This window comes from Phycobacter sedimenti, from assembly GCF_038148855.1.
GTDB lineage: Bacteria > Pseudomonadota > Alphaproteobacteria > Rhodobacterales > Rhodobacteraceae > Phycobacter > Phycobacter sedimenti.
Window position 1 is genome coordinate 174915 of the sequence record NZ_JBBVGR010000005.1, and the last position, 19519, is coordinate 194433.

At 61.6% G+C, this 19519-nt stretch carries 20 protein-coding genes; 8 read left to right on the top strand and 12 right to left on the bottom strand.

The window, feature by feature from the left end:
- Positions 1 to 21: 21 nt before the first annotated feature.
- Both argF and AADA15_RS10605 read right to left on the bottom strand, forming a co-directional pair.
- Positions 22 to 948, bottom strand: coding sequence for an ornithine carbamoyltransferase (gene argF / locus AADA15_RS10600; protein ID WP_341641529.1), 927 nt, complete (start codon positions 946 to 948; stop codon positions 22 to 24).
- A 71-nt stretch (positions 949 to 1019) separates the two neighbouring features.
- On the bottom strand, positions 1020 to 2195 hold the full coding sequence (locus tag AADA15_RS10605) for an aspartate aminotransferase family protein (RefSeq protein ID WP_341641530.1): 1176 nt from the start codon (positions 2193 to 2195) through the stop codon (positions 1020 to 1022).
- A gap of 341 nt (positions 2196 to 2536) precedes the next feature.
- Here AADA15_RS10605 and AADA15_RS10610 point away from each other — a divergent pair, with 341 nt between their 5' ends.
- The gene (locus AADA15_RS10610) at positions 2537 to 3424 is read left to right on the top strand and encodes a DMT family transporter (protein WP_341641678.1); all 888 of its coding nucleotides are present in this window, start codon (positions 2537 to 2539) and stop codon (positions 3422 to 3424) included.
- 7 nt (positions 3425 to 3431) lie between these two features.
- Here AADA15_RS10610 and AADA15_RS10615 read toward each other — a convergent pair whose 3' ends face one another.
- Positions 3432 to 4250, bottom strand: a complete 819-nt coding sequence (locus AADA15_RS10615) for an ABC transporter permease (protein WP_341641531.1) — start codon at positions 4248 to 4250, stop codon at positions 3432 to 3434.
- Between the two features lie 194 nt (positions 4251 to 4444).
- Here AADA15_RS10615 and AADA15_RS10620 point away from each other — a divergent pair, with 194 nt between their 5' ends.
- Positions 4445 to 5032 (top strand): GcrA family cell cycle regulator, encoded by a 588-nt coding sequence (locus tag AADA15_RS10620; protein WP_341641532.1) that lies wholly within the window; start codon positions 4445 to 4447, stop codon positions 5030 to 5032.
- Between the two features lie 161 nt (positions 5033 to 5193).
- Here the strand turns inward: AADA15_RS10620 and AADA15_RS10625 are convergent, their stop codons facing one another.
- On the bottom strand, positions 5194 to 5712 hold the full coding sequence (locus AADA15_RS10625; protein ID WP_341641533.1) for a YHS domain-containing (seleno)protein: 519 nt from the start codon (positions 5710 to 5712) through the stop codon (positions 5194 to 5196).
- 271 nt (positions 5713 to 5983) lie between these two features.
- Between AADA15_RS10625 and yghU the strand changes: the two genes are divergently transcribed.
- Positions 5984 to 6859: a glutathione-dependent disulfide-bond oxidoreductase gene (gene yghU / locus AADA15_RS10630; protein ID WP_341641534.1), complete on the top strand. Its 876-nt coding sequence runs from the start codon at positions 5984 to 5986 to the stop codon at positions 6857 to 6859.
- Between the two features lie 263 nt (positions 6860 to 7122).
- Here yghU and AADA15_RS10635 read toward each other — a convergent pair whose 3' ends face one another.
- Both AADA15_RS10635 and AADA15_RS10640 read right to left on the bottom strand, forming a co-directional pair.
- Positions 7123 to 7914, bottom strand: coding sequence for an SseB family protein (locus AADA15_RS10635; RefSeq protein WP_341641535.1), 792 nt, complete (start codon positions 7912 to 7914; stop codon positions 7123 to 7125).
- On the bottom strand, positions 7911 to 8504 hold the full coding sequence (locus AADA15_RS10640; RefSeq protein WP_341641536.1) for a uracil-DNA glycosylase family protein: 594 nt from the start codon (positions 8502 to 8504) through the stop codon (positions 7911 to 7913). The genes AADA15_RS10635 and AADA15_RS10640 overlap by 4 nt, the downstream gene beginning before the upstream one ends.
- A 321-nt stretch (positions 8505 to 8825) precedes the next feature.
- On the opposite strand from AADA15_RS10640, the gene AADA15_RS10645 reads away from it, so the two are divergent.
- Genes AADA15_RS10645 through AADA15_RS10660 form a run of 4 tightly spaced genes read left to right on the top strand, consistent with a single transcriptional unit; the run spans position 8826 to position 13499 of the window.
- The gene (locus AADA15_RS10645; protein ID WP_341641537.1) at positions 8826 to 9485 is read left to right on the top strand and encodes an ABC transporter ATP-binding protein; all 660 of its coding nucleotides are present in this window, start codon (positions 8826 to 8828) and stop codon (positions 9483 to 9485) included.
- Positions 9463 to 11145, top strand: coding sequence for a KpsE/RkpR family capsule polysaccharide export protein (locus AADA15_RS10650; RefSeq protein WP_341641538.1), 1683 nt, complete (start codon positions 9463 to 9465; stop codon positions 11143 to 11145). Before AADA15_RS10645 ends, AADA15_RS10650 begins: the two co-directional genes overlap by 23 nt.
- 4 nt (positions 11146 to 11149) lie before the next feature.
- Entirely contained in the window at positions 11150 to 11983 is an 834-nt protein-coding gene (gene kdsA, locus AADA15_RS10655) for a 3-deoxy-8-phosphooctulonate synthase (protein WP_341641539.1), read from the top strand.
- A 19-nt stretch (positions 11984 to 12002) separates the two neighbouring features.
- Positions 12003 to 13499, top strand: a complete 1497-nt coding sequence (locus tag AADA15_RS10660; protein WP_341641540.1) for a phosphomannomutase/phosphoglucomutase — start codon at positions 12003 to 12005, stop codon at positions 13497 to 13499.
- Between the two features lie 107 nt (positions 13500 to 13606).
- On the opposite strand, the gene AADA15_RS10665 is transcribed toward AADA15_RS10660, so the two are convergent.
- The 6 genes from AADA15_RS10665 to AADA15_RS10690 form a co-directional block, all read right to left on the bottom strand.
- On the bottom strand, positions 13607 to 15553 hold the full coding sequence (locus AADA15_RS10665) for an AsmA family protein (protein WP_341641541.1): 1947 nt from the start codon (positions 15551 to 15553) through the stop codon (positions 13607 to 13609).
- Between the two features lie 118 nt (positions 15554 to 15671).
- Entirely contained in the window at positions 15672 to 17093 is a 1422-nt protein-coding gene (rimO, locus tag AADA15_RS10670) for a 30S ribosomal protein S12 methylthiotransferase RimO (protein WP_341641542.1), read from the bottom strand.
- A gap of 196 nt (positions 17094 to 17289) precedes the next feature.
- Positions 17290 to 17562, bottom strand: coding sequence for a DUF6455 family protein (locus AADA15_RS10675; RefSeq protein WP_341641543.1), 273 nt, complete (start codon positions 17560 to 17562; stop codon positions 17290 to 17292).
- A gap of 57 nt (positions 17563 to 17619) precedes the next feature.
- On the bottom strand, positions 17620 to 17904 hold the full coding sequence (locus AADA15_RS10680) for a DUF6455 family protein (RefSeq protein WP_341641544.1): 285 nt from the start codon (positions 17902 to 17904) through the stop codon (positions 17620 to 17622).
- 101 nt (positions 17905 to 18005) lie between these two features.
- Positions 18006 to 18362 carry a YigZ family protein gene (locus AADA15_RS10685; RefSeq protein ID WP_341641545.1) on the bottom strand — a complete coding sequence of 119 codons (357 nt, stop codon included), beginning with the start codon at positions 18360 to 18362 and terminating at the stop codon, positions 18006 to 18008.
- 8 nt (positions 18363 to 18370) lie between these two features.
- Positions 18371 to 19096, bottom strand: coding sequence for a M48 family metalloprotease (locus AADA15_RS10690; protein WP_341641546.1), 726 nt, complete (start codon positions 19094 to 19096; stop codon positions 18371 to 18373).
- A 166-nt stretch (positions 19097 to 19262) separates the two neighbouring features.
- On the opposite strand from AADA15_RS10690, the gene AADA15_RS10695 reads away from it, so the two are divergent.
- Positions 19263 to 19517 (top strand): DUF8831 family protein, encoded by a 255-nt coding sequence (locus tag AADA15_RS10695; RefSeq protein WP_341641547.1) that lies wholly within the window; start codon positions 19263 to 19265, stop codon positions 19515 to 19517.
- The last annotated feature ends 2 nt before the right edge of the window (positions 19518 to 19519 follow it).

Below are 19519 nucleotides of genomic sequence, written 5' to 3' on the forward strand. Positions count from 1 at the left end.
CTCTCGAGCCTGTCAGGAGGATCAGACGCCCAGGCACCAGCGCATGACAGCCTTCTGTGCATGCAGGCGGTTTTCGGCCTCGTCAAAGATCACCGACTGCGGACCATCCATCACGGAGGAGGTCACCTCTTCCTCGCGGTGGGCCGGCAGGCAGTGCATGAACAGGGCGTCTTCCTTGGCGTGGGCCATCAGCGCATCATTGACCTGATAGGGGCGCAACATGTTGTGGCGCCGTTCTTTCGAGGACTGGCTGTCGTGCATGCTGACCCAGGTGTCGGCGACCACAAGGTCGGCGCCTTCCACGGCCTTCACCGGATCGCGTTCGATCACCACTTTCGACCCCGCCTTGCGCGCCAGCCCCACAAATTCATCCTCAGGGTCCAGCTGCGCGGGACCGGTGAAGGTCAGATCGAAGCCAAACTGCGCCGCCGCATGCAGGAAGGACGCACAGACATTGTTGCCGTCACCGGTCCAGACCACCTTCTTGCCCTTGATCGGGCCGCGGTGCTCTTCGTAGGTGAGGATGTCTGCCATGATCTGGCAGGGGTGGGTCCGGTCCGTCAGGCCGTTGATCACAGGCACATCGGCATATTCGGCCATCTCGATCAGCACCGATTCATCGAAGGTCCGGATCATGATCAGGTCCACATAGCGCGACAGCACGCGGGCGGTGTCGGCAATGGTCTCCCCATGACCCAGCTGCATGTCATTACCCGACAGTACCATGGTCTCCCCGCCCATCTGGCGCACACCCACGTCAAAGGAAACCCGTGTCCGGGTCGAAGGTTTTTCAAAGATCAGCGCAACCATGCGGCCCGCCAACGGCTGCTCGTCATCGGGTGCGCCCTTGGGGCGGCCCAGACGCGCCTGCTTCATGGCGCCCGCATGATCGATAATGCCCCGCAGGGCATCGGCATCGGTTTTGTGGATGTCGAGAAAATGGTTCATGTCATGTCACTTCTTGTCGTCTGGAAGGCCGGTCCATAGCCCAGCCTTCCTCATTGGAATTCCAGATTTGCTCAGGCAGCGCCAACCTGCGCAGCGGCCTTGTCAAGACGCGTGCAGGCTTCGGCGATGTCATCGTCCGTAAGGTTCAGCGGCGGCAGCAGGCGGATAACATTGTCGGCGGCGGGCACTGTGATGACTTCATTGTCATAACCGGCCTTGACCACATCCAGGTTCGCGGCCTTGCATTTGAGGCCCAGCATCAGGCCCGAGCCGCGCACCTCTTCGAAGACCTCCGGATGGCTGGCGACCAGCCCTTCCAGCTTCTGCCGCAAGAGGCCCGCCTTGCGGTTGACCTCGGCCAGGAAATCGGGATCGGCCACGGTATCCATCACCGCGCATCCGACGGCGCAGCCCAGCGGGTTGCCGCCATAGGTGGAGCCATGCGTTCCTGCCGTCATGCCACTGGCGGCCTCTTCCGTGGCAAGAACCGCGCCCAGCGGGAAACCACCACCGATCCCTTTGGCCACCATCATGATGTCCGGCTCGATCCCCGCCCATTCGTGGGCAAACAGCTTGCCGGTACGGCCGACGCCGCACTGGACCTCATCCAGGATCAGGAGGATACCGTGTTCATCACACAGGTCGCGCAGCCCCTTCAGGCAGGCATCAGGGAGCGGGCGGATGCCGCCTTCACCCTGCACCGGCTCGATCAGGATCGCCGCGGTCTTTTCATCGATGGCGGCGGCGACCGCATCGTGATCGTTCCAGGGCAGATGGACAAAGCCCGGCAGAAGCGGTCCGAACCCCTTGGTCATCTTCTCGGATCCGGCGGCCGCGATGCCAGCCGAAGACCGCCCGTGGAAGGAGCCTTCGAAGGTGATGATCTCGACCCGCTCGGGCTGGCCCTTGTCGTAGAAATACTTGCGCGCCATCTTCACCGCCAGTTCGCAGCTTTCGGTGCCCGAATTGGTGAAGAAGACCGTGTCGGCAAAGGTATGCGCCACCAGCTTGTCCGCCAGCGCCTGCTGCTGCGGGATCTGGTAAAGGTTGGAGACATGCCAGAGGTTCTGCGCCTGGGTGGTCAGCGCCTCAACCAGGGCCGGATGGGCATGGCCCAGCGCATTGACCGCGATCCCGGCGCCCAGATCCAGAAAGCGTCGCCCATCGGCCTCGATCAGCCAGGCGCCTTCGCCTTTGACGAACTGAAGCGGAGCACGATTGTAAGTCGGCAGAACGGACGGGATCATCAGGATCATCCTTTTCAAACATGGAGGCCAAAGCTGTGCATAGCCGGGCCGAAGGGTCAATACTGTAGAGGGGTGTCTGTGCCCTCTTTCGGGCACGCAAGATCAAAGAGGCCGGTTACGCAAAAGAGCGTCGGCGTCGGGACAGTGTGATATGTGCACGTTTGATCATGGAATGGCTTCATAAGGAAGCTTTGAGTAAAAGAAAACCCCTTTTGACCAGCCCGCATGCGCAAAGCGGCGCAGCCCACATTCCTGGACCTGCCTGCGCGATCGAGACGCTTCGATGGGCGCCGCAGCTTTTGCTCTTGCACTTTGGCAGCAACGGGCGCACCGCTTGCGACATGACCCATTCGACACCGCAGAACCCGATGCTGGCCGCCGCGCTGATCCTTTTGGCCACGGCCTTTATCGCGGGCACGACCCTGATGGCCAAGACACTGGGCAGCGATGCACTGGGTCCGGCGCTGCATCCCTTGCAGATCTCTCACGGGCGGTTCCTGTTTGCTTTTATCGCAATCACTTCGGTGGTGATCGCCCTGCGCCCAGAACTGAAGCGCCCTCACTGGGGCCTGCATGTTGGGCGCACCACATTTGGCTGGGGCGGGGTGACGCTGATGTTTGCTGCCGTGGCCCATATTCCGCTGGCAGATGCGACGGCGATCACCTTCCTGAACCCGGTGTTCTGCATGCTGCTGGCAATTCCGCTACTCGGTGAAAGGGTCGGTCCCTGGCGCTGGGGCGCGGCGGGGATTGCCCTGATTGGCGCCATGGTCCTGCTGCGACCCACACCCGAAAGCTTTCAGCCCGCCGCCCTGCTGGCGCTTGGCGCTGCCGTGGTGATGGGAATGGAGCTGATATTCATCAAGAAATTGTCGGGGCGCGAGGCGCCGCTGCAGATCCTTTGGATCAACAATTCGATGGGCGTTGTGATCGCAAGCCTTGCGGTGCTGCCGGTCTGGCAGATGCCAACCGCCGAGCAATGGATCGCCCTGGCTACGCTTGGCGGGCTGATGGCCTGCGCGCAGACCTGTTTCATCAATGGTATGGCGCGCGGAGATGCCTCCTTTGTGGCGCCCTTCAGCTATGCGACGCTTATTTTTGCCGCGCTCTATGATTTTCTGGGCTTTGACGTAGTGCCCGATGCCATCACCCTTTTGGGCGCGGGCATCATCCTGGCCGGTGCGGCCCTCCTGGCCTGGCGCGAAGGGCGGCAGGCCGGGACAGCCTGACTTGCGATCAGGCCTTCAGCCGATAACCTTTGCGGAGCATGACCCATGCCAGAAGACAGACCGCTGTTGTGGCCACAAGGCAGACCACAAACCCAAGCAGCGGGGGGCTGTCAGAGGTGCCGATCACGCCATAACGCACCCCATCGATGAGATAGAACACCGGGTTTGCATGAGAAATCGCCTGCAACACGGGCGGCATGGAGGAGACCGAGTAGAAGGTGCCGGACAGGAACGCCAAGGGTGTGACGATAAAGTTGGTGATGGCCGCCATCTGATCGAACTTGTCGGCAAAAACGCCCGCAACGATGCCCAGGCCGCCAAGGAAGGCTGCGCCAAGGATAACGAAGACCAGTGCGACCAGCGGATGCGCGGGCACGATCTGCAAGACCAGCATCAGCCCGACCCCGATCGCGAGCGCCACGATCACACCGCGCGCAATGGCGCCTGCGAGATACCCAAGCAGCAACTCCAGTCCCGACAGGGGCGGCATCAGCGTGTCCACGATATTGCCCTGCACCTTGGAAATCACGATAGAGGACGAGGTATTGGCAAAGGCGTTCTGGATGACCGTCATCATCATGATGCCCGGCGCCAGGAAAGTCAGGAAGGGGACGCCCATCACGTCGCCCCGTTTTGGCCCTATGGCAATGTTGAAGATCATCAGGAACAGCGCCGCAGTCACCAGGGGGGCAAGCAGGGTCTGGGTCCAGACCACGGTAAAGCGCTTGATCTCGCGCCCGGCCAGGGTTTGCAGACCCAGCCAGTTGACCGCGCCAAAGCGGCGCTCTCCCATACCAACACGATAGGCGGTTTTTGTTTCGCTCATGTGGTTTGCTCCTTCTATGCCCTTGCCCATTTGCGGCCCGAAAAGATCCGTCCGCCCCCCTTTGCATAGCTCTTGAGACGTAAGGTGCAAGACGCCTTGTAACTCGGGCGTCAGTGACTAAAATAGGCGCTTGTATCGGAACTCGATGGCGGCCGCAGGATTATGGGGCCGCTTTCAGCTTGGAAAGGCAACATATGTCCTGGACAGACGAGCGCGTCGAACTGCTCAAGAAAATGTGGGGCGAAGGTCAGTCGGCCAGCCAGATCGCCAAGGAACTGGGTGGGGTGACCCGCAATGCCGTGATCGGCAAGGTGCATCGTCTTGGTCTGTCCAACCGCGCGACCGGTGGCGCCAAGGCCGCCGAACCCAAGGAAAAACCTGCGGCAGCCGCAGCGCCGAAACCGGCGCCAAAGCCCAAGCCGCAGCCCAAGACGGAACCTGCGCGTCCGGCCACCCCGGCCCCGGCCGCCTCGGCAGAGACCAAATCCGCGATGCCTGCGCGCAAGCAGATCATCCCGGCCGGTCAGCCCTTGCCGCCGCAGCCTTCGGCCAATGAAATCAGCCCCGAGGCGCTGGCCAAGGTCAACGAGGTCGAGAAGAAGGCGAAGAAGCTGTCGCTGATGGAACTGACCGAGCGCACCTGCAAATGGCCCGTGGGCGATCCCGCGACCGAGGATTTCTGGTTCTGCGGTCTGCCCGTTCAGCAAGGCAAACCCTATTGCGAAGCGCATGTGGGCGTGGCCTTTCAACCGATGAGCTCGCGCCGCGACCGCAAACGGTAAGCGGAACACCCCAAACGGTTTTGGCCCGGCCTTTTGTGCCGGGCCGTTTCTTTTTCATCGCATGGGCATCAGCGGCCTGCTCGGCTTTGGATGGCGTTTTTGTTTGCGCCCTTGGTGACCCTGTCCACCTGTCTTGCGCCATGCGCGCGGGTCGACCCTGCCTAGTCGCCAGCTGGGGCAGTAGAAGTGAATCCGGGGATCACACGATCAGAGGCCGCTTGCTGCTCGATTCCCGGCCAGTTGCCTTCGGCCCGGTTCAGATTGCCAGAAATGTCCTGTTCCCAGAAGCCCGCCACATTGCGGGTCACGTTGAGATACAGTTTGTCATCCACGATCCGCCACAGGTTCGGATTGCCGGGAGCTTTTCCGCCCTTGGCAACACCATAGGCGCAATGCCCGTCGTATTGCGGGACATAAAATGCCGGATTGGCCAGGAACCGGTCCCGGTTTTCCGTGCTGGCAAAAGCGAAGCGCGCGCCATTGTACTCGGCGGTGATATCGGCACGACCCGGCACCGCAGCAGGCTGGGACTTTCCGACCGGCGCCTGTTGAAGGCTGCGATAGGCCACAACGTCATAGCCTGATACGGCAAAGCCGGTCCTGTCGATATATTGCTCTCCCGCCGATGCGGCGCTCGCAAGGATCAGAGCGGCGATGGCGCCCAGTGCAAAGCTCTTCATGGTCTTTCCTCTCCGATGACTACCGGCTTCTGGCGCAGGCTGCGCCCGCGGCACACCCTTCGATCATATCCTGATCGCAGGGTGTGCGAAGCGCCCCTCACGCGGCTGTGTCCCTGCGTGAGTGCAGCCTCTTCCCTGCGCGCTTGCACGAAAAAGATTGCGCCCCCACCTTCCAGTCATTGGAATTTTCCGAGAGTATCCCGCGCGAAGACGCATTCAGAACCCGGCCGCCTCCATCGCGGTCCGACACCAAACACACAGGGCCAATCAAATGAGCGACACCAGTTACACCCCGCCGAAAGTCTGGACTTGGGACCAGGAGAGCGGCGGGCGTTTTGCCTCCATCAACCGCCCCATCTCGGGCGCGACCCACGACAAGGAGCTTCCAGTGGGCGAGCATCCGTTTCAGCTCTATTCGCTGGCAACACCCAATGGCGTCAAGGTAACCGTGATGTTCGAAGAACTGCTGGCCAAGGGGCACGCGGACGCTGAATATGACGCCTGGCTGATCAATATCGGCGAGGGCGACCAGTTTGGTTCCGGCTTTGTCGACATCAACCCCAACTCCAAGATCCCGGCCCTGATGGACCGCAGCGGCGATGAACCCGTGCGCGTCTTCGAGTCCGGTTCGATCCTGGTGCACCTCGCCGAAAAGTTCGCAGAGTTCCTGCCGGCTTCGGGCCCCGCGCGCACCGAGGTGATGAACTGGCTGTTCTGGCAGATGGGCAGCGCACCCTACCTCGGGGGCGGGTTCGGCCATTTCTACGCCTATGCGCCCGAGAAATGGCAGTATCCGATCGACCGCTTCGCGATGGAGACCAAGCGTCAGCTCGATGTCCTGGACCGTCAACTGGCCGACAACGATTTCATTGCGGGGGATGAGTACACCATCGCCGATATCGCGATCTGGCCCTGGTACGGCCAGTTGGTTCTGGGCCGTCTCTATGAAGCTGCCGAGTTCCTGGACGTGGAAAGCTACAAGAATGTGATGCGCTGGGCCAAGGCCATCGACGCCCGCCCCGCCGTCAGCCGCGGCCGCATGGTCAACCGCGCCTTTGGCGAGTTGCATACCCAGCTGCGCGAACGCCATGCCGCCAGCGACTTTGAAACGCGCACTCAGGACAAGCTGGAAGCGGAAGAGTCCTGAGGCCACAATCGCGGCCCACAATCGCGGGCCGTGATCCTCGGCTGTGATCTTGGGCCGTTGCGCTCCCGCGCGCGCAGGCTCAGCCCGGCCGATGGCCGCCATGAGCCTTGACGCCCTTGGGCCCGGCGCCGCAGCACAGCTGCGGCGCGGACTTCCCGGGCGGACACATTTCTCAGTATCTGGAATTCAGTCCACCAAGCGCACCCGCAGCGCCGCGCAAAGCGCGGCGCCTGGCCCGCCCGGCAGATACAAACCTCGGACGACTACTTCAGGCGGGGCGGCTTATCGGGGTCACTTCCCGGCATGGATGGCTGATACACCTGAGCCTCCTGCGGCCGAGGCAGTTCGAACCGCAGTCCGACGCGGGCAAGACTGGCCGCTGCCGGATCGGACTGCGCAAAGAACCCCACATCCAGCGCCCCGGCTTCGATCCCGGAAAAGGTCAGCGCTTCGCCGACCGCCTTGGCCAGAGCGCCTCGTGCGCCGTCCTTGGCATCGATGATCCCCAACAGATGCCCCCTGCCCCCACCCTGGTAGGTCACGGCCACAAGGTAAGCCGAATGCGCCAGACCTGCCGCGGTGGCAAGCTTGGCATCCAGAGCCGTCAAAACTGCCTCCGGCAGGCCCTTGGGTGGAAGAAAACTCTCGACTTCTGCCTCCACCTCGTCCGGCGCATGGCCAAGCGTCGTCTGAAGCCAGATGACAGCCTCGGGCGGAATCAGCATGGCCGAAGGCGCAACCTCCAGGTTGACCCCAAGACCAATCCCCTGACCCGCCAGCATCTGCACGATCCCCCGCCCGGACAAAGCCGCATACGGAACAGTACGCCCCGCGAACTCCGCCAGACGTTCTTCCCTGTCAAAGACGAGCACAAACCGCCCCTCCGGCGTGTCAAACAGCGCAGGCTCCAACCTGTCGCCCTCGACCTCCTTTTCCAGCATCAGGAACAGCTCGCAATCCGAGAGCCGTTCATAGAACCGCAGGCGGGCCGTATCCGATGCGGGATCCGCCTCCATCTGCGCATGGGCCTGATCCAGTTGGGTGGGCAAAGTCATCTCATCAGCTCCTTGACCCGCGCCTGCAAGGCAGGCAGCAGATCCGTTTCAAACCACGCGTGGCGTTTCAGCCATGCGGTATTGCGCCACGACGGATGAGGCAAGGGAAAGATCCGCGGCGCATGTTCGCGCCAGCCCATGACACGGTCCGTGACGCGCATCGAACCGCCAAGGTGGTACTTCTGGGCATGCCCGCCGACAAGAATGGTCAGCTCGATCTCCGGTAAAGCCTGCATCACCTGCGCCCGCCAGGTACGAGCGCAGAGCCGCGGCGGCGGCAGATCCGCCTTTTTTGCATCATACCCCGGAAAACAAAAGGCCATGGGAACGATCGCAACCTGCTCTTTATCATAGAATCGCGCCTCGTTCAGACCGAGCCATTCGCGCAGCCTGTCCCCTGACGCATCCGTAAAGGGGCGTCCGCTTTCGTGAACCCTGGCGCCCGGTGCTTGACCCGCAATCAGGATGCGCGCGGAGGGGCGAAACCAAATCACCGGCCGGGGAGAATGACGGGTCGCTGTCCCGGCAAATCGCTCTGCGCACAGGCGGCATTCGGCAATCTGCTGTTCCAAGGCTTGCCCTGTCTCCATCCGCTCCCCCGTCACTGTTTCACAAATGGCAACAAAAAGCATATACTTACAGGGTACTCTGCCAATGACGAAACACAGGCGTTTGTCTCGTTTTCCAAGATGCAGCGCGGCAAAATGCTAACACTTCCTTTCAAAAAAGGTTCACACTTTGACACAACAAAGCCCGATTCCCCCCGTAGGACGTTAATATTATTCAGCTATCCAGAACGGATACAATCAGAATGAGATCGCCTTCCAAGCCATCTGTTGATCGGGTGGATTGGGGGACAGCAAGACAACCAGAGCCGGAGAGCGGACGAACAGGCAAGACCGGAAGACGCGATGCTTGAGTTTGAAAATGTCAGCAAGTCCTTTTGGACAGGCAAACAGCACAAGGTGATCCTCGACCGGGTTTCCTTTCGGGTAGAGATTGGCAAATCGGTCGGTATTCTGGCGCCCAACGGGACGGGCAAGACGACATTGATCAACATGATGGCCGGTCTGGAAAAACCCGATGAAGGAGAGATCCGGCGCGGCTGCAAGATCTCATTCCCGCTTGGTTTCATGGGCGGCGTGATCAGCCGCCTTTCCGGGATGGACAACAGCCGCTACATTGCCAAGCTCTATGGGCTGGACCCGGACTATGTCGAAGCCTATTGCCGCTGGCTTTGCGGGCTGGGTGAGTATTTTGATCAGCCCATTGGCACCTACTCTTCGGGGATGCGCGCCCGCTTCAGTTTTTCTTTGATGCTGGCTCTGGACTTCGACATCTATCTGATCGACGAAGGCATGCCCAGCACGACCGACGTGGAGTTCAACCGCAAAGCCGGTGAAATCCTGCAGGAACGCCTGCAGACCACGACAATCATCATCGTGTCTCACCAGCCCAAGACGCTGGAGAAATTCGCGCGCTCCGCAGCGGTGTTGATGGACGGACACCTGCACATGTTTGAAACCTTGGAAGAAGCGAAACAGCTCTATGACTACCAAACCCAAGGCTAAGAAGTTCCGGATCCGTCGAAGCACCGGCGCCGCGGGCGGACAAGGCGCCGAGGCCGTTGCCGCGCGCCCGGTGGAGACGCCGGTTCCCGGAAGCAGTGCCCGGTCCGCCAGCGACTCCGCGCGGGCAGACACAAAGCCAGCAGACTCAAAGCCACCGGCCCAAGACGCCGCAGAGACACTGCGCGCAGGACAGGTCAGCAGCGCCCGCGAAATGAAGGCCTCTACCGATATCGACGACATCCGGCGCGAGGGGCTGACAGGCCGAGAATTGCGCCTTGCGCGCCGGGTAGCCCAGCAGCACAATCTGCCTGTGACTTCCGACTTCGAGGCCGTGCGCCTGCTCCGTCTCAAGGGCATCGACCCTTTCAAACGTGCCAACATGCTTGAACTGGTGGTGCCGCAGAACACAGCCCGGCCAGAAGGCACGCCGACCCCCGGCGCAATCCAGCTGCCACAGACTGTCCCGGCCGCCAAGACGTCTCTGCCATCGACGGAATTGAGCCCGGCGGAGCGCCGGAACCGTGAAATCCAGGGAATTCAACGCGATCTTGCCCGAAGACGTCGGCGCAAGCTTGGCCTTCTTCTGGCCCGTCTCGCGTTTTTCGTCATGCTGCCCACGCTGATTACGGGTTACTATTTCTACAAGATCGCAACCCCGATGTACGCAGCCAAGTCCGAGTTTCTGGTTCTAAAGGCCGACAGCGTCGGCGGCAGCGCCATGGGGGGATTGCTTAGTGGAACCCAGTTTGCCACCAGTCAGGATTCGATCGCCGTACAAAGCTATCTGCAATCCAAAGAGGCGATGCTACGACTGGATCAAGAAGTGGGGTTCAAATCCCATTTCACCCAGAACTGGATCGATCCGATCCAGCGCTTGAACCCCGATGCATCGAACGAAGAAGCCTACAAGACCTACCAGCGAAACGTCAAAATCGGCTATGATCCGACCGAGGGCATGATCCGCATGGAGGTGACTGCAGCCGACCCCGAGGTCTCTGCAGAGTTCTCGCGCCGCCTGATCACCTATGCTCAGGAAAAGGTGAACCATCTTTCGGAACAAAAGCGGTCCGATCAGGTGGGCGAAGCCGAAGCTGCCCTTGCCCTTGCCGAAACACAGCGCCGCGAAGCGCAAGAGCAACTCGTACGCCTGCAGCAGAAGGGCGCCGTGCTTGACCCGGAGGGCGTGATCATGTCGCTACGCTCGCAGATCTCGACCTTCGAGGTCCAGCTTCAGGAAAAACAGCTGGAACTGGCAGCCCTTCTGGACAACACCCGCCCCAACCGGGCCAAGGTAGACGGAGCCGAGGCTGACATCGCCCGCCTGGAGGCCTTGATCCAGCGGCTGAACGACCGGATGACAAATGCCTCGGCAGGCGAAAACTCGCTTGCCAGCCTCAGCGTCCAGATCCAGATGGCCCAGGCCGACCTCGCGACCCGCGATCTGATGCTGCAATCGGCCTTGCAGCAAGTGGAAACCACCCGCATGGAGGCCAACCGCCAAGTGCGTTACCTGACCACCGCCTCCGAACCTGTGCCAAGCGAGGAAGCCTCCTATCCGCGCAAGTTCGAAAATACGATTTTGGCTTTCCTGATCTTTTCCGGTATCTACCTGATGTGTTCGCTCACAGCATCCATTCTCCGGGAACAGGTATCTTCATAAAGCCATGAAACACATCGACATCGCCGGGTTGACCATCGGCAATGACTGTCCGCTGACAGTGATTGCCGGCCCTTGTCAGCTGGAAACCGCCGATCATGCCCGCATGATTGCGGCAAGAATGAAAGAGGCCTGTGAGGCCGCCGGGGCGCAGTATGTGTTCAAGGCTTCATACGACAAAGCCAATCGAACCTCGCTGTCCGGCATGCGCGGCCTCGGCATAGACGAGGGACTGAAGGTGCTCGGCGATATTCGCCGGGAATTCGATGTCCCCGTCCTGACCGACGTTCACACCGAGGATCAATGCGCCGTGGCCGCCGAGGCCGTGGACATCCTGCAGATCCCTGCGTTTCTCTGCCGTCAGACAGACATGCTGCTGGCGGCGGGACGCACCGGAAAGGCAGTCAACATCAAGAAGGGGCAATTCCTTGCGCCCTGGGACATGGCCAATGTGGTCGCCAAGGTCGAAAGCACCGGCAACGAGAACATCCTGCTGACCGAGCGTGGCGCATCCTTCGGATACAACACGCTCGTGGCCGATATGCGGTCTTTGCCAATCATGGCGCAGACCGGCTACCCCGTTGTCATGGACGCAACCCACGCCGTACAACAGCCGGGTGGACAGGGCGGATCATCCGGTGGAAAGCGTGAATTTGCCCCTGTCATGGCCCGCGCTGCTGTCTCATTGGGCATTTCTGCCGTTTTTATTGAAACTCACGAAGATCCTGATCGCGCGCCCTCGGATGGGCCGAATATGATCTACCTCGATGATATGCCAAAACTGGTTGAAACGCTCATGGCCTTCGATCGTCTGGCAAAAGCAAACCCGATTACGATTTAAAACCCGAAAGGGACCTTTTATGCCTAAACCCATCTCTCCAGTGACGCCCAATACCTGGTCCTTTCTGCGCGATCCGATGATTACGCCCACCGGTTTTCGCGAATATGACGCCCGCTGGAAATACCCCGAGGAAATCAACCTGCCGGGCATGACAGCGCTTGGTCTGGGTCTTGGCACCCAGATGCACAAGCGCGGGATCGAGCCGGTCATTGCTGTCGGAAACGACTACCGCGACTATTCTCTGGCGATCAAACAGGCGCTGATCCTGGGCCTCATGCAGGCGGGGATCCAGGTCAAGGACATCGGTCCGGCTGTCTCTCCCATGGCGTATTTTGCCCAGTTCCACCTGGATGTGCCTGCCGTGGCCATGGTCACCGCCAGCCACAACCCCAACGGCTGGACCGGGGTCAAGATGGGCTTTGACCGCCCGCTGACCCATGGCCCCGACGAGATGGCAGAGCTGCGCGACATCGTGCTGAACGGCGAAGGTGTTGCCCGCGAGGGTGGCTCTTATGAATTCGTCGATGGCGTCAAGGAAGCCTATCTTGACGATCTGGTGGGCGATTTCAAAATGACCCGCAAGCTGAAGGTGGTCTGCGCCACCGGCAACGGAACGGCGTCGGCCTTTGGGCCTGAGCTGTTCGAACGGATCGGTGTCGAGGTGGTCCCCAGCCACAATAAGCTGGACTACACCTTCCCCAACTACAACCCCAACCCCGAAGCCATGGAAATGCTTCATGACATGTCGGACACCGTCAAAGCCTCGGGTGCGGATTTCGCGCTGGGGTTTGACGGCGATGGCGATCGCTGCGGCGTGGTGGACGACGAGGGAGAAGAAATCTTTGCCGACAAGGTGGGCGTCATCATGGCCCGTGACCTCAGCAAGATCTACCCCAACGCAACCTTCGTGGCGGATGTGAAATCCACCGGGCTGTTTGCATCGGATCCCGAGCTGCAGAAGAACGGCGTCACTGCCGACTACTGGAAAACCGGCCACAGCCACATGAAACGGCGGGTAAAGGAAATCGGTGCGCTGGCCGGATTCGAAAAGTCTGGCCACTACTTTCTGGCCGAGCCCGTGGGACGTGGCTATGACTGCGGCATGCGCGTGGCTGTCGAGATCTGCAAGCTGATGGACCGCAACCCGGACATGAAAATGTCGGACCTGCGCAAGGCCCTGCCCAAGACCTGGTCAACCCCGACCATGTCCCCCTATTGCGCCGATACCGAAAAATACACCGTTCTGGAGCGACTGGTGGAGAAACTGGTCGCCAAGGCCGAAGCCGGAGAGACCGTCGCAGGCCGCCCGATCAAAGAGGTGGTCACGGTCAATGGTGCCCGCGTGATCCTGGACAATGGCTCCTGGGGGCTGGTGCGCGCATCCTCGAACACGCCGAACCTCGTGGTGGTCTGCGAAAGCAGCGAAAGCGAAGCGGAAATGCGCGCGATCTTTGCCGACATCGATGCGGTGATCCGCACCGAGCCCCTGGTGGGAGATTACGATCAGACCATCTGATCGGAAGGCTTTAGAGGTATTTCGCCTGGCTTGCGCCAGTCGACCGGCGCGCCCACCTTTGGTGGGCGCGCTGCTGTTTACAAAGGATGCGCTCCTAGGATCCGTACTCAGTTACCCTGCAACAGCCGCAAGAGCTGCTCTTTGGCCTCCTGCTCGATCCGGTCCTTGATCACCTCGTTCAGATCCGCATCAGGCGCGATCTCGGTCTCCAGCTCCTCGCTCAGCTTTTCACGCACCCGCTCCTTGGCCTGATCCTCGATCTCTTCGACCTTGGGGCGCAGGGCAGATTGCAGATCCGGGCGGATCTTGGGCGCACTCCAGGGACCGGTGATGGCCACCGGGATAGACAGTCCAACTCCGCCGTCGGAGCCTTGCAGCGTTGGCGTGAAGCGATAGTCGAGATCACGCGCACCAAGGCCGATCCGCCCGGCACCGTCAGCTCTCAGCCCCTTGATCGACACCAGAAGATCCGGGTTCTGCAGATTGCCATCCTTCATCGTGTAGCCACCGGTCAGACTATCGAAGACAGTGCTGCCGCCGTTGCCGCGCCCCGCGCGCATCAACCCTTCCAGATCGAAGCCGGTGAAAAAGCCCTTGCCGACCTCAAGCCACCCCTTGCCGCTGAGCGAGCGCATGATCGCATCGATCGAGTTGCCAACACCGAGAAACTCCAGTTCGCCCAGGGCCGCACCATGCAGCCGCGAATAGCCCGCCGTCTGCCCCAAGGCCTGCTCCAGCTGAATATCGTTGAATGCCAGCTTGCCCCCCACGGAAAGGCCGCTGCGATTGTTGGCCACAAGCTGGCCCGTGACCTGCCCTCCAAACAGGGCGGCAGGCTGCGCGGTCATGACGGCCCGGGCACGATCGATTGTCAGCGTGAGCTTGCTTTCCCCAAGGCTGTATCCCGCAGCACTGAGGCTCTTGAAGGTCAGGACAGCCGTGCCATTGACAGTCGAAAGTGCAGAGGCATCGATCCGCTCCATTGGCCAGCCGTCGGCGCCGACCCCGCCGCCGGAACCAGAGCCACCGCCGGAGGTCCCAGTCGCCAGCCCCGGAAAGGACAACGCACCTGCCGACAGCTGCGCGGTCACCTCTGGGACGTCCTTCAGGACAAGATCCAGCGCCCCCTGGATCAGGTTTCCATCGAGATCAAGCGACAGATCCCGCAGGGCAAGGCGCCCATCCGGGGTGTATGTCGCATCCGCCCCAACCACGGCAGCCTGACCTGTGCCCTTGGGCAGGGCCACGTCTGCCGCCCCGAATGCGCCAGCAAAGGCGGCCGTGTCCGAGGTCTTGAGCGTGATGCGACCGCTTCCTGCGCCGTCAATCCCGGCGCGACCGTCAAAACGCAAGACGCCACCGGGCGCCGTCACCGTTGCGCCCACCGAAGATACCTTGCCCGCAAGGAACTCTGAAAAGGTGCCAACCTCGCCGTTGATCTGAACCGGAGCCCCGGCTGGACGCAAAGTTGCCTCCATGTTCACGGTACCGCCCGGATCCGGCCAGCTGAGCGCCAGATCCACCGCCTTCATTTCGACCACCTCTCCGCCGTGTGGCGCATAGCGCAAAGAGGCGCTGGTCAGGACCAGCTTTTCGATCTGCACCGGCAAAGCAGCACTAGCCGTCTCGGGATCAGGTGAGGCAGCGGCCGAATGGCCGACCTCGGCATCCGGGGTCATCACCCAGTTGCCGGTCCCGTCAGCCCGCGTGGCCAGATTGAGATGCGGCAGCAGCGCCGTGATTTCGGTCACCCGCACCTTGCCGCGCAACAGATCAGCTGCCGATACGCCAATGGACATCCGCGCGGCCTGCAGCATCGGCTCAGGCCCCGCCCAATCGGCATTGGAAAGAGTCACCCGCTCGGTCCTGACCCCCAGCACCGGCCAGAGTGTGAAGCCTACATCGCCCTGGAATTCCAGCTTGCGGCCGGTCTGCGCTTCAAGCTGCTGCGCCGCGAGAGATGCCACTTTTTCCCCCGGCAGCATCATCACGACGCCAATGAGCAGCGCCAGCGTCAAGACAATTGCCGAAAGAACCCGAATGATCAGCCGCATAGCGCCCTCCCCTGCCTGTAGGGCCAAGGATACAGCGCGCCCCGACGGGTGCAATAGCCGGGCAAAAGAACCGCCTTCGAAATCCGGCCCGTTCTTCGGTCTTCAGTCCACAAGATGCCTAGGATGGCGAGTTGCCTTCCACCAGTGCCCCCCAAAGGTCATACTCCCCGGCCTCGTCCACCTCGACGGTGACCAGATCCCCGACGTTCAGACCTTCGGCACCCTCGTCGATAAAGAGGTTACCGTCGATTTCCGGCGCGTCGGCCTTGGTGCGACAGGTGGCGATGCCGTCCGCGTCGATGTCGTCGACAATGACCTGGCAGATCTGGCCGACCTTGGCCGCCAGCTTGGCCTCGGAAATGGCCTGCGCCTTTTCCATGAAGCGTTCCCAGCGCTCCTGCTTGATCTCTTCGGGCACGTGATCCGGCAGATCGTTAGAGCGCGCCCCGGCCACGTTTTCATACTTGAAGCAGCCCACCCGGTCGAGCTGCGCCTCATCCATCCAGTCCAGCAGATGCTGAAACTCGGCCTCGGTTTCTCCGGGATAGCCCACGATGAAGGTCGAACGCAGGGTGATGTCCGGGCAAATCTCGCGCCAGGCGCGGATTTCATCCAGCGTTCTGGCCGCCGCCGCAGGGCGCGCCATGCGTTTCAGCACATCCGGGTGGGCGTGCTGAAACGGAATGTCCAGATAGGGCAGAAGGGCGTTGTCCGGGTCCGCCATCAGCGGGATCAGCTCGCGCACGTGGGGGTACGGGTAGACGTAGTGCAACCGCACCCAGAGGTCCGAAGCGGGCGCCAGCTCGCCCAGCGCGCGGGAGAGGTCAGTAATATGGCTGCGGATCTCTCCGTCTTTCCACGGGTTCACGTCATACTTGCGATCCAGCCCATAGGCCGAGGTGTCCTGGCTGATGACCAGAAGCTCCCGCACGCCCGCGTTCACCAGCTTCTCTGCCTCGCGCAGCACCGCATGGGCCGGGCGCGAGGCAAGACGTCCGCGCATGTCGGGGATGATGCAGAACTTGCACTTGTGATTGCACCCTTCCGAGATCTTCAGATAGCTGAAATGGCGCGGGGTCAGGCTGACACCGGTTGCAGGCAACAGGTCGACAAATGGATCGGGCGCAGGCGGCACGGCGGCGTGCACGGCATCCAGCACCTGTTCGTATTGATGCGGGCCGGTGACCGCCAGGATGCGCGGGTGATGCTCGCGGATGTAATCCGGCTCGGCCCCCAGACAGCCCGTGACGATGACCTTGCCGTTTTCCTTCAGCGCCTCGCCAATGGCCTCAAGGCTTTCAGCCTTGGCGCTGTCGAGAAACCCGCAGGTGTTGACGATCACCGCATCGGCGCCCGCGTAATCGGCAGAGATGCCATAGCCTTCGGCGCGCAGCCGGGTCAGGATCCGCTCGCTGTCCACCAGTGCCTTGGGGCAGCCAAGGGACACCATTCCGAGGGTCGGCTGGCCCTCGCGAGGCGCGTCACCAAACTGGGCTTTGGGGGCAAGGTCGGGGCGGAGATCTGGCGGATTGCTTGTCATGGCTGCGCATATAGTACGCGAACCAAGGTTTGGGAATGGATGTTTTCGCCTGACAGCTCCGCGCCGCATAGCGGCGCCGGGCCCAAGGCCGCCAGCGGGTCTTGGCGCAGCCAAGGCAGGCGCGGGCGCGGGAGCACGCCGCGTTGGCGCCCCCGGCGGACCGGGATCAGGCGATGGGCATTGGAACGGACCAGGGTCACTCCGCAGTGGCGTCTTGCGCCCCGCGCAGGCTGCGCAGGCGGTCGGCGTTGTTGCACCCGTCTGGCGCCTCTGAGGCATGCTCATGGACGGCCAGCCAGCGTTCGCATTTTTCAGCGCAATCGCAGGCCCTGCAGCGGTTGACCATCCTCGCCCATTCCGCAGGAGATATCTTCCCGTCGGCAAAGGCCTTTGCCAGATCCACGTCAACGGTCTTCGCCATGAGACCGAACAGTCTCAGGTGGACGAGCGCATCACCCAGTGGCTGCATGATGAAACCTCTTGTTTGCGAAGTGACTTACGTTGTGACGACCAGTCCCTGTCCCAATCACTCGGACGGCTCTCGCAGGTATCCCAGCAAATCTCTGTTGCGGCAGTAGTCAGGGGTATCTCCTGCGATCGCCTCTCCCTTTTGGGACTGCAGCCAGACCGCGCATGTGTCAGGATGCGCACAGCGCCTGCAGCGCAGGACAGCCTCGCCGATTTCGTCAAAGTCGAGCCGCCCCGCGATGGCTTCTTCCTGCAGGTCCAACCCGAGCGAGCGCCCCATGTCGTCAAACAGGGCCGCATGCGTCCTGAGTGTGCCTCTCTCCCTGAGTGAGCAATCATCCATCGCGTGTTCTCCCGGTTGCGTTGCAGGCAAAAGGGTATCAGGGAAGGGAAAATCCACCTTGATGCAGGTCAATGCGCCCCGCCACGCACCACGGGGCTGCGTCAGAGATCCGCCAGATAGGCGCGCACCGCGTCCTGAACGCGGCGAAACCGGTCGCCGCCCAGTTTCTTGCCCCCGTACCAACGGGTGACGACGATCATGTGGTCACTCAGCCCCTCGCGCTCCATCATGCGCAGGATGACCATGCCCGCGCCGCTTTCTCCGTCGTCCGCCTTGAGGCCGCCGGTGGGCAGGATGGCCGCCCAGGTGTTGTGGGTCGCCTTGGCGTAGGCACGCTCTGTCTTGAGTTCGGCCAGCATCGCATCCACTTCCTCGCGCGAAGAGACCTTCGCACCGCTTACCGCGTAGCGCGAGCCGCGATCAGTCAGGACAACACCGAGCTTGCGCAGATCCACCATCCCCAGGCTCAGTTCAGCCCGTAGCGTGTGATGGTATCCTGCACGGTACGGACCCGGTCCGGATTGGCGGGGTGGGTGCCGAGGAACCTGTCACCGGGATCCGGCAGCCTGTCAAAGAATCTCACTCCGACGCTGGGACGGTAGCCGGCCTTGTGGGTGATGAGGGTGCCGAGCCTGTCTGCCTCCAGTTCGAACTCCTTGGAATAACTGCGCGCGCCAACAATAGCGCCAAGATCCTGTGCATTCGATATTTCGGCAGCGTTTGCCCCTGCGAGGCTCGCAAGACCCGCAAGCAGAACCGAGCCGGCAACGGCATTCTGCTGCTGGCGCGCCAGGTGCCCTTCGATGTGGTGCGCAGCCTCATGAGCCATGACAAAGGCCAGCTCGTCCTGGTTGGCGATCTGCCCCAGCATGGAGCGCGTAAAGGTGATGACCGGGCGGCCAGCGCTGGACAGGCTCTGATAGGCATTTGGCGGAGCCTGAGGGTCGGGGTCGATCCCGATCGCAAAATCGCAGTTCATACCTTGGGTCTGGGTCCGGCAGGTCTGCTCGGCCACGGGCTCCACCCGCGCCTTGACCGTAGCAAAGGCACCCAGGGCTTCTTGTGGAGATAATCCGGCAACTCTGCCGCCAGCGCCGCCGGAGCTTGGAGCATCCGGGGTCTGAAGCGGCGGCACCGGTACCGAACAGGCCGCCAAGACCCCAAGAAGCAAAGTCAAAATCACATAGCGCATAAGGCCATCCTTGTCTTCATCGCACAGTCATAAGAGCCGGACAGCGCAAGGATCAACCACCCATCCGGATCTATCAAGCCGCTCTCTGCGTTTTCGGCCTGCCAGAGCGCCTTTTCGCCCGCAGGACCACTTGCCAATCCGAGCAAGGCAATGGCAAAATCGAACCATGTTTACCATCGAACACGAATTCGACTCGACCATCGTGACCCTCGTTGATGAAGGCGAGGCTCCGCTTCTGGAAGATGTCATCATCAACGCCTTCTCAGAATGCGTCACGGTAGAACAATTTGATCCCCGCACCGACCGTGTGGAAAAAATCACCCTGTCATACGGACAGCTTCGCGATCTGGCAGCCGCGCTGGACCTGCCAGAGGGTGTCTATCGTCTGGTCCCTGAGGGGGCCGAGGGCACCAAGGAGTAAGG

Excerpts from the sequence above, each read along its gene's own strand:
- argF (WP_341641529.1), bottom strand. The coding sequence starts at position 948 with ATGAACCATTTTCTCGACATCCACAAAACCGATGCCGATGCCCTGCGG.
- AADA15_RS10605 (WP_341641530.1), bottom strand. The coding sequence starts at position 2,195 with ATGATCCCGTCCGTTCTGCCGACTTACAATCGTGCTCCGCTTCAGTTC.
- AADA15_RS10610 (WP_341641678.1), top strand. The coding sequence starts at position 2,537 with ATGACCCATTCGACACCGCAGAACCCGATGCTGGCCGCCGCGCTGATC.
- AADA15_RS10615 (WP_341641531.1), bottom strand. The coding sequence starts at position 4,250 with ATGAGCGAAACAAAAACCGCCTATCGTGTTGGTATGGGAGAGCGCCGC.
- AADA15_RS10620 (WP_341641532.1), top strand. The coding sequence starts at position 4,445 with ATGTCCTGGACAGACGAGCGCGTCGAACTGCTCAAGAAAATGTGGGGC.
- AADA15_RS10625 (WP_341641533.1), bottom strand. The coding sequence starts at position 5,712 with ATGAAGAGCTTTGCACTGGGCGCCATCGCCGCTCTGATCCTTGCGAGC.
- yghU (WP_341641534.1), top strand. The coding sequence starts at position 5,984 with ATGAGCGACACCAGTTACACCCCGCCGAAAGTCTGGACTTGGGACCAG.
- AADA15_RS10635 (WP_341641535.1), bottom strand. The coding sequence starts at position 7,914 with ATGACTTTGCCCACCCAACTGGATCAGGCCCATGCGCAGATGGAGGCG.
- AADA15_RS10640 (WP_341641536.1), bottom strand. The coding sequence starts at position 8,504 with ATGGAGACAGGGCAAGCCTTGGAACAGCAGATTGCCGAATGCCGCCTG.
- AADA15_RS10645 (WP_341641537.1), top strand. The coding sequence starts at position 8,826 with ATGCTTGAGTTTGAAAATGTCAGCAAGTCCTTTTGGACAGGCAAACAG.
- AADA15_RS10650 (WP_341641538.1), top strand. The coding sequence starts at position 9,463 with ATGACTACCAAACCCAAGGCTAAGAAGTTCCGGATCCGTCGAAGCACC.
- kdsA (WP_341641539.1), top strand. The coding sequence starts at position 11,150 with ATGAAACACATCGACATCGCCGGGTTGACCATCGGCAATGACTGTCCG.
- AADA15_RS10660 (WP_341641540.1), top strand. The coding sequence starts at position 12,003 with ATGCCTAAACCCATCTCTCCAGTGACGCCCAATACCTGGTCCTTTCTG.
- AADA15_RS10665 (WP_341641541.1), bottom strand. The coding sequence starts at position 15,553 with ATGCGGCTGATCATTCGGGTTCTTTCGGCAATTGTCTTGACGCTGGCG.
- rimO (WP_341641542.1), bottom strand. The coding sequence starts at position 17,093 with ATGACAAGCAATCCGCCAGATCTCCGCCCCGACCTTGCCCCCAAAGCC.
- AADA15_RS10675 (WP_341641543.1), bottom strand. The coding sequence starts at position 17,562 with ATGCAGCCACTGGGTGATGCGCTCGTCCACCTGAGACTGTTCGGTCTC.
- AADA15_RS10680 (WP_341641544.1), bottom strand. The coding sequence starts at position 17,904 with ATGGATGATTGCTCACTCAGGGAGAGAGGCACACTCAGGACGCATGCG.
- AADA15_RS10685 (WP_341641545.1), bottom strand. The coding sequence starts at position 18,362 with ATGGTGGATCTGCGCAAGCTCGGTGTTGTCCTGACTGATCGCGGCTCG.
- AADA15_RS10690 (WP_341641546.1), bottom strand. The coding sequence starts at position 19,096 with ATGCGCTATGTGATTTTGACTTTGCTTCTTGGGGTCTTGGCGGCCTGT.
- AADA15_RS10695 (WP_341641547.1), top strand. The coding sequence starts at position 19,263 with ATGTTTACCATCGAACACGAATTCGACTCGACCATCGTGACCCTCGTT.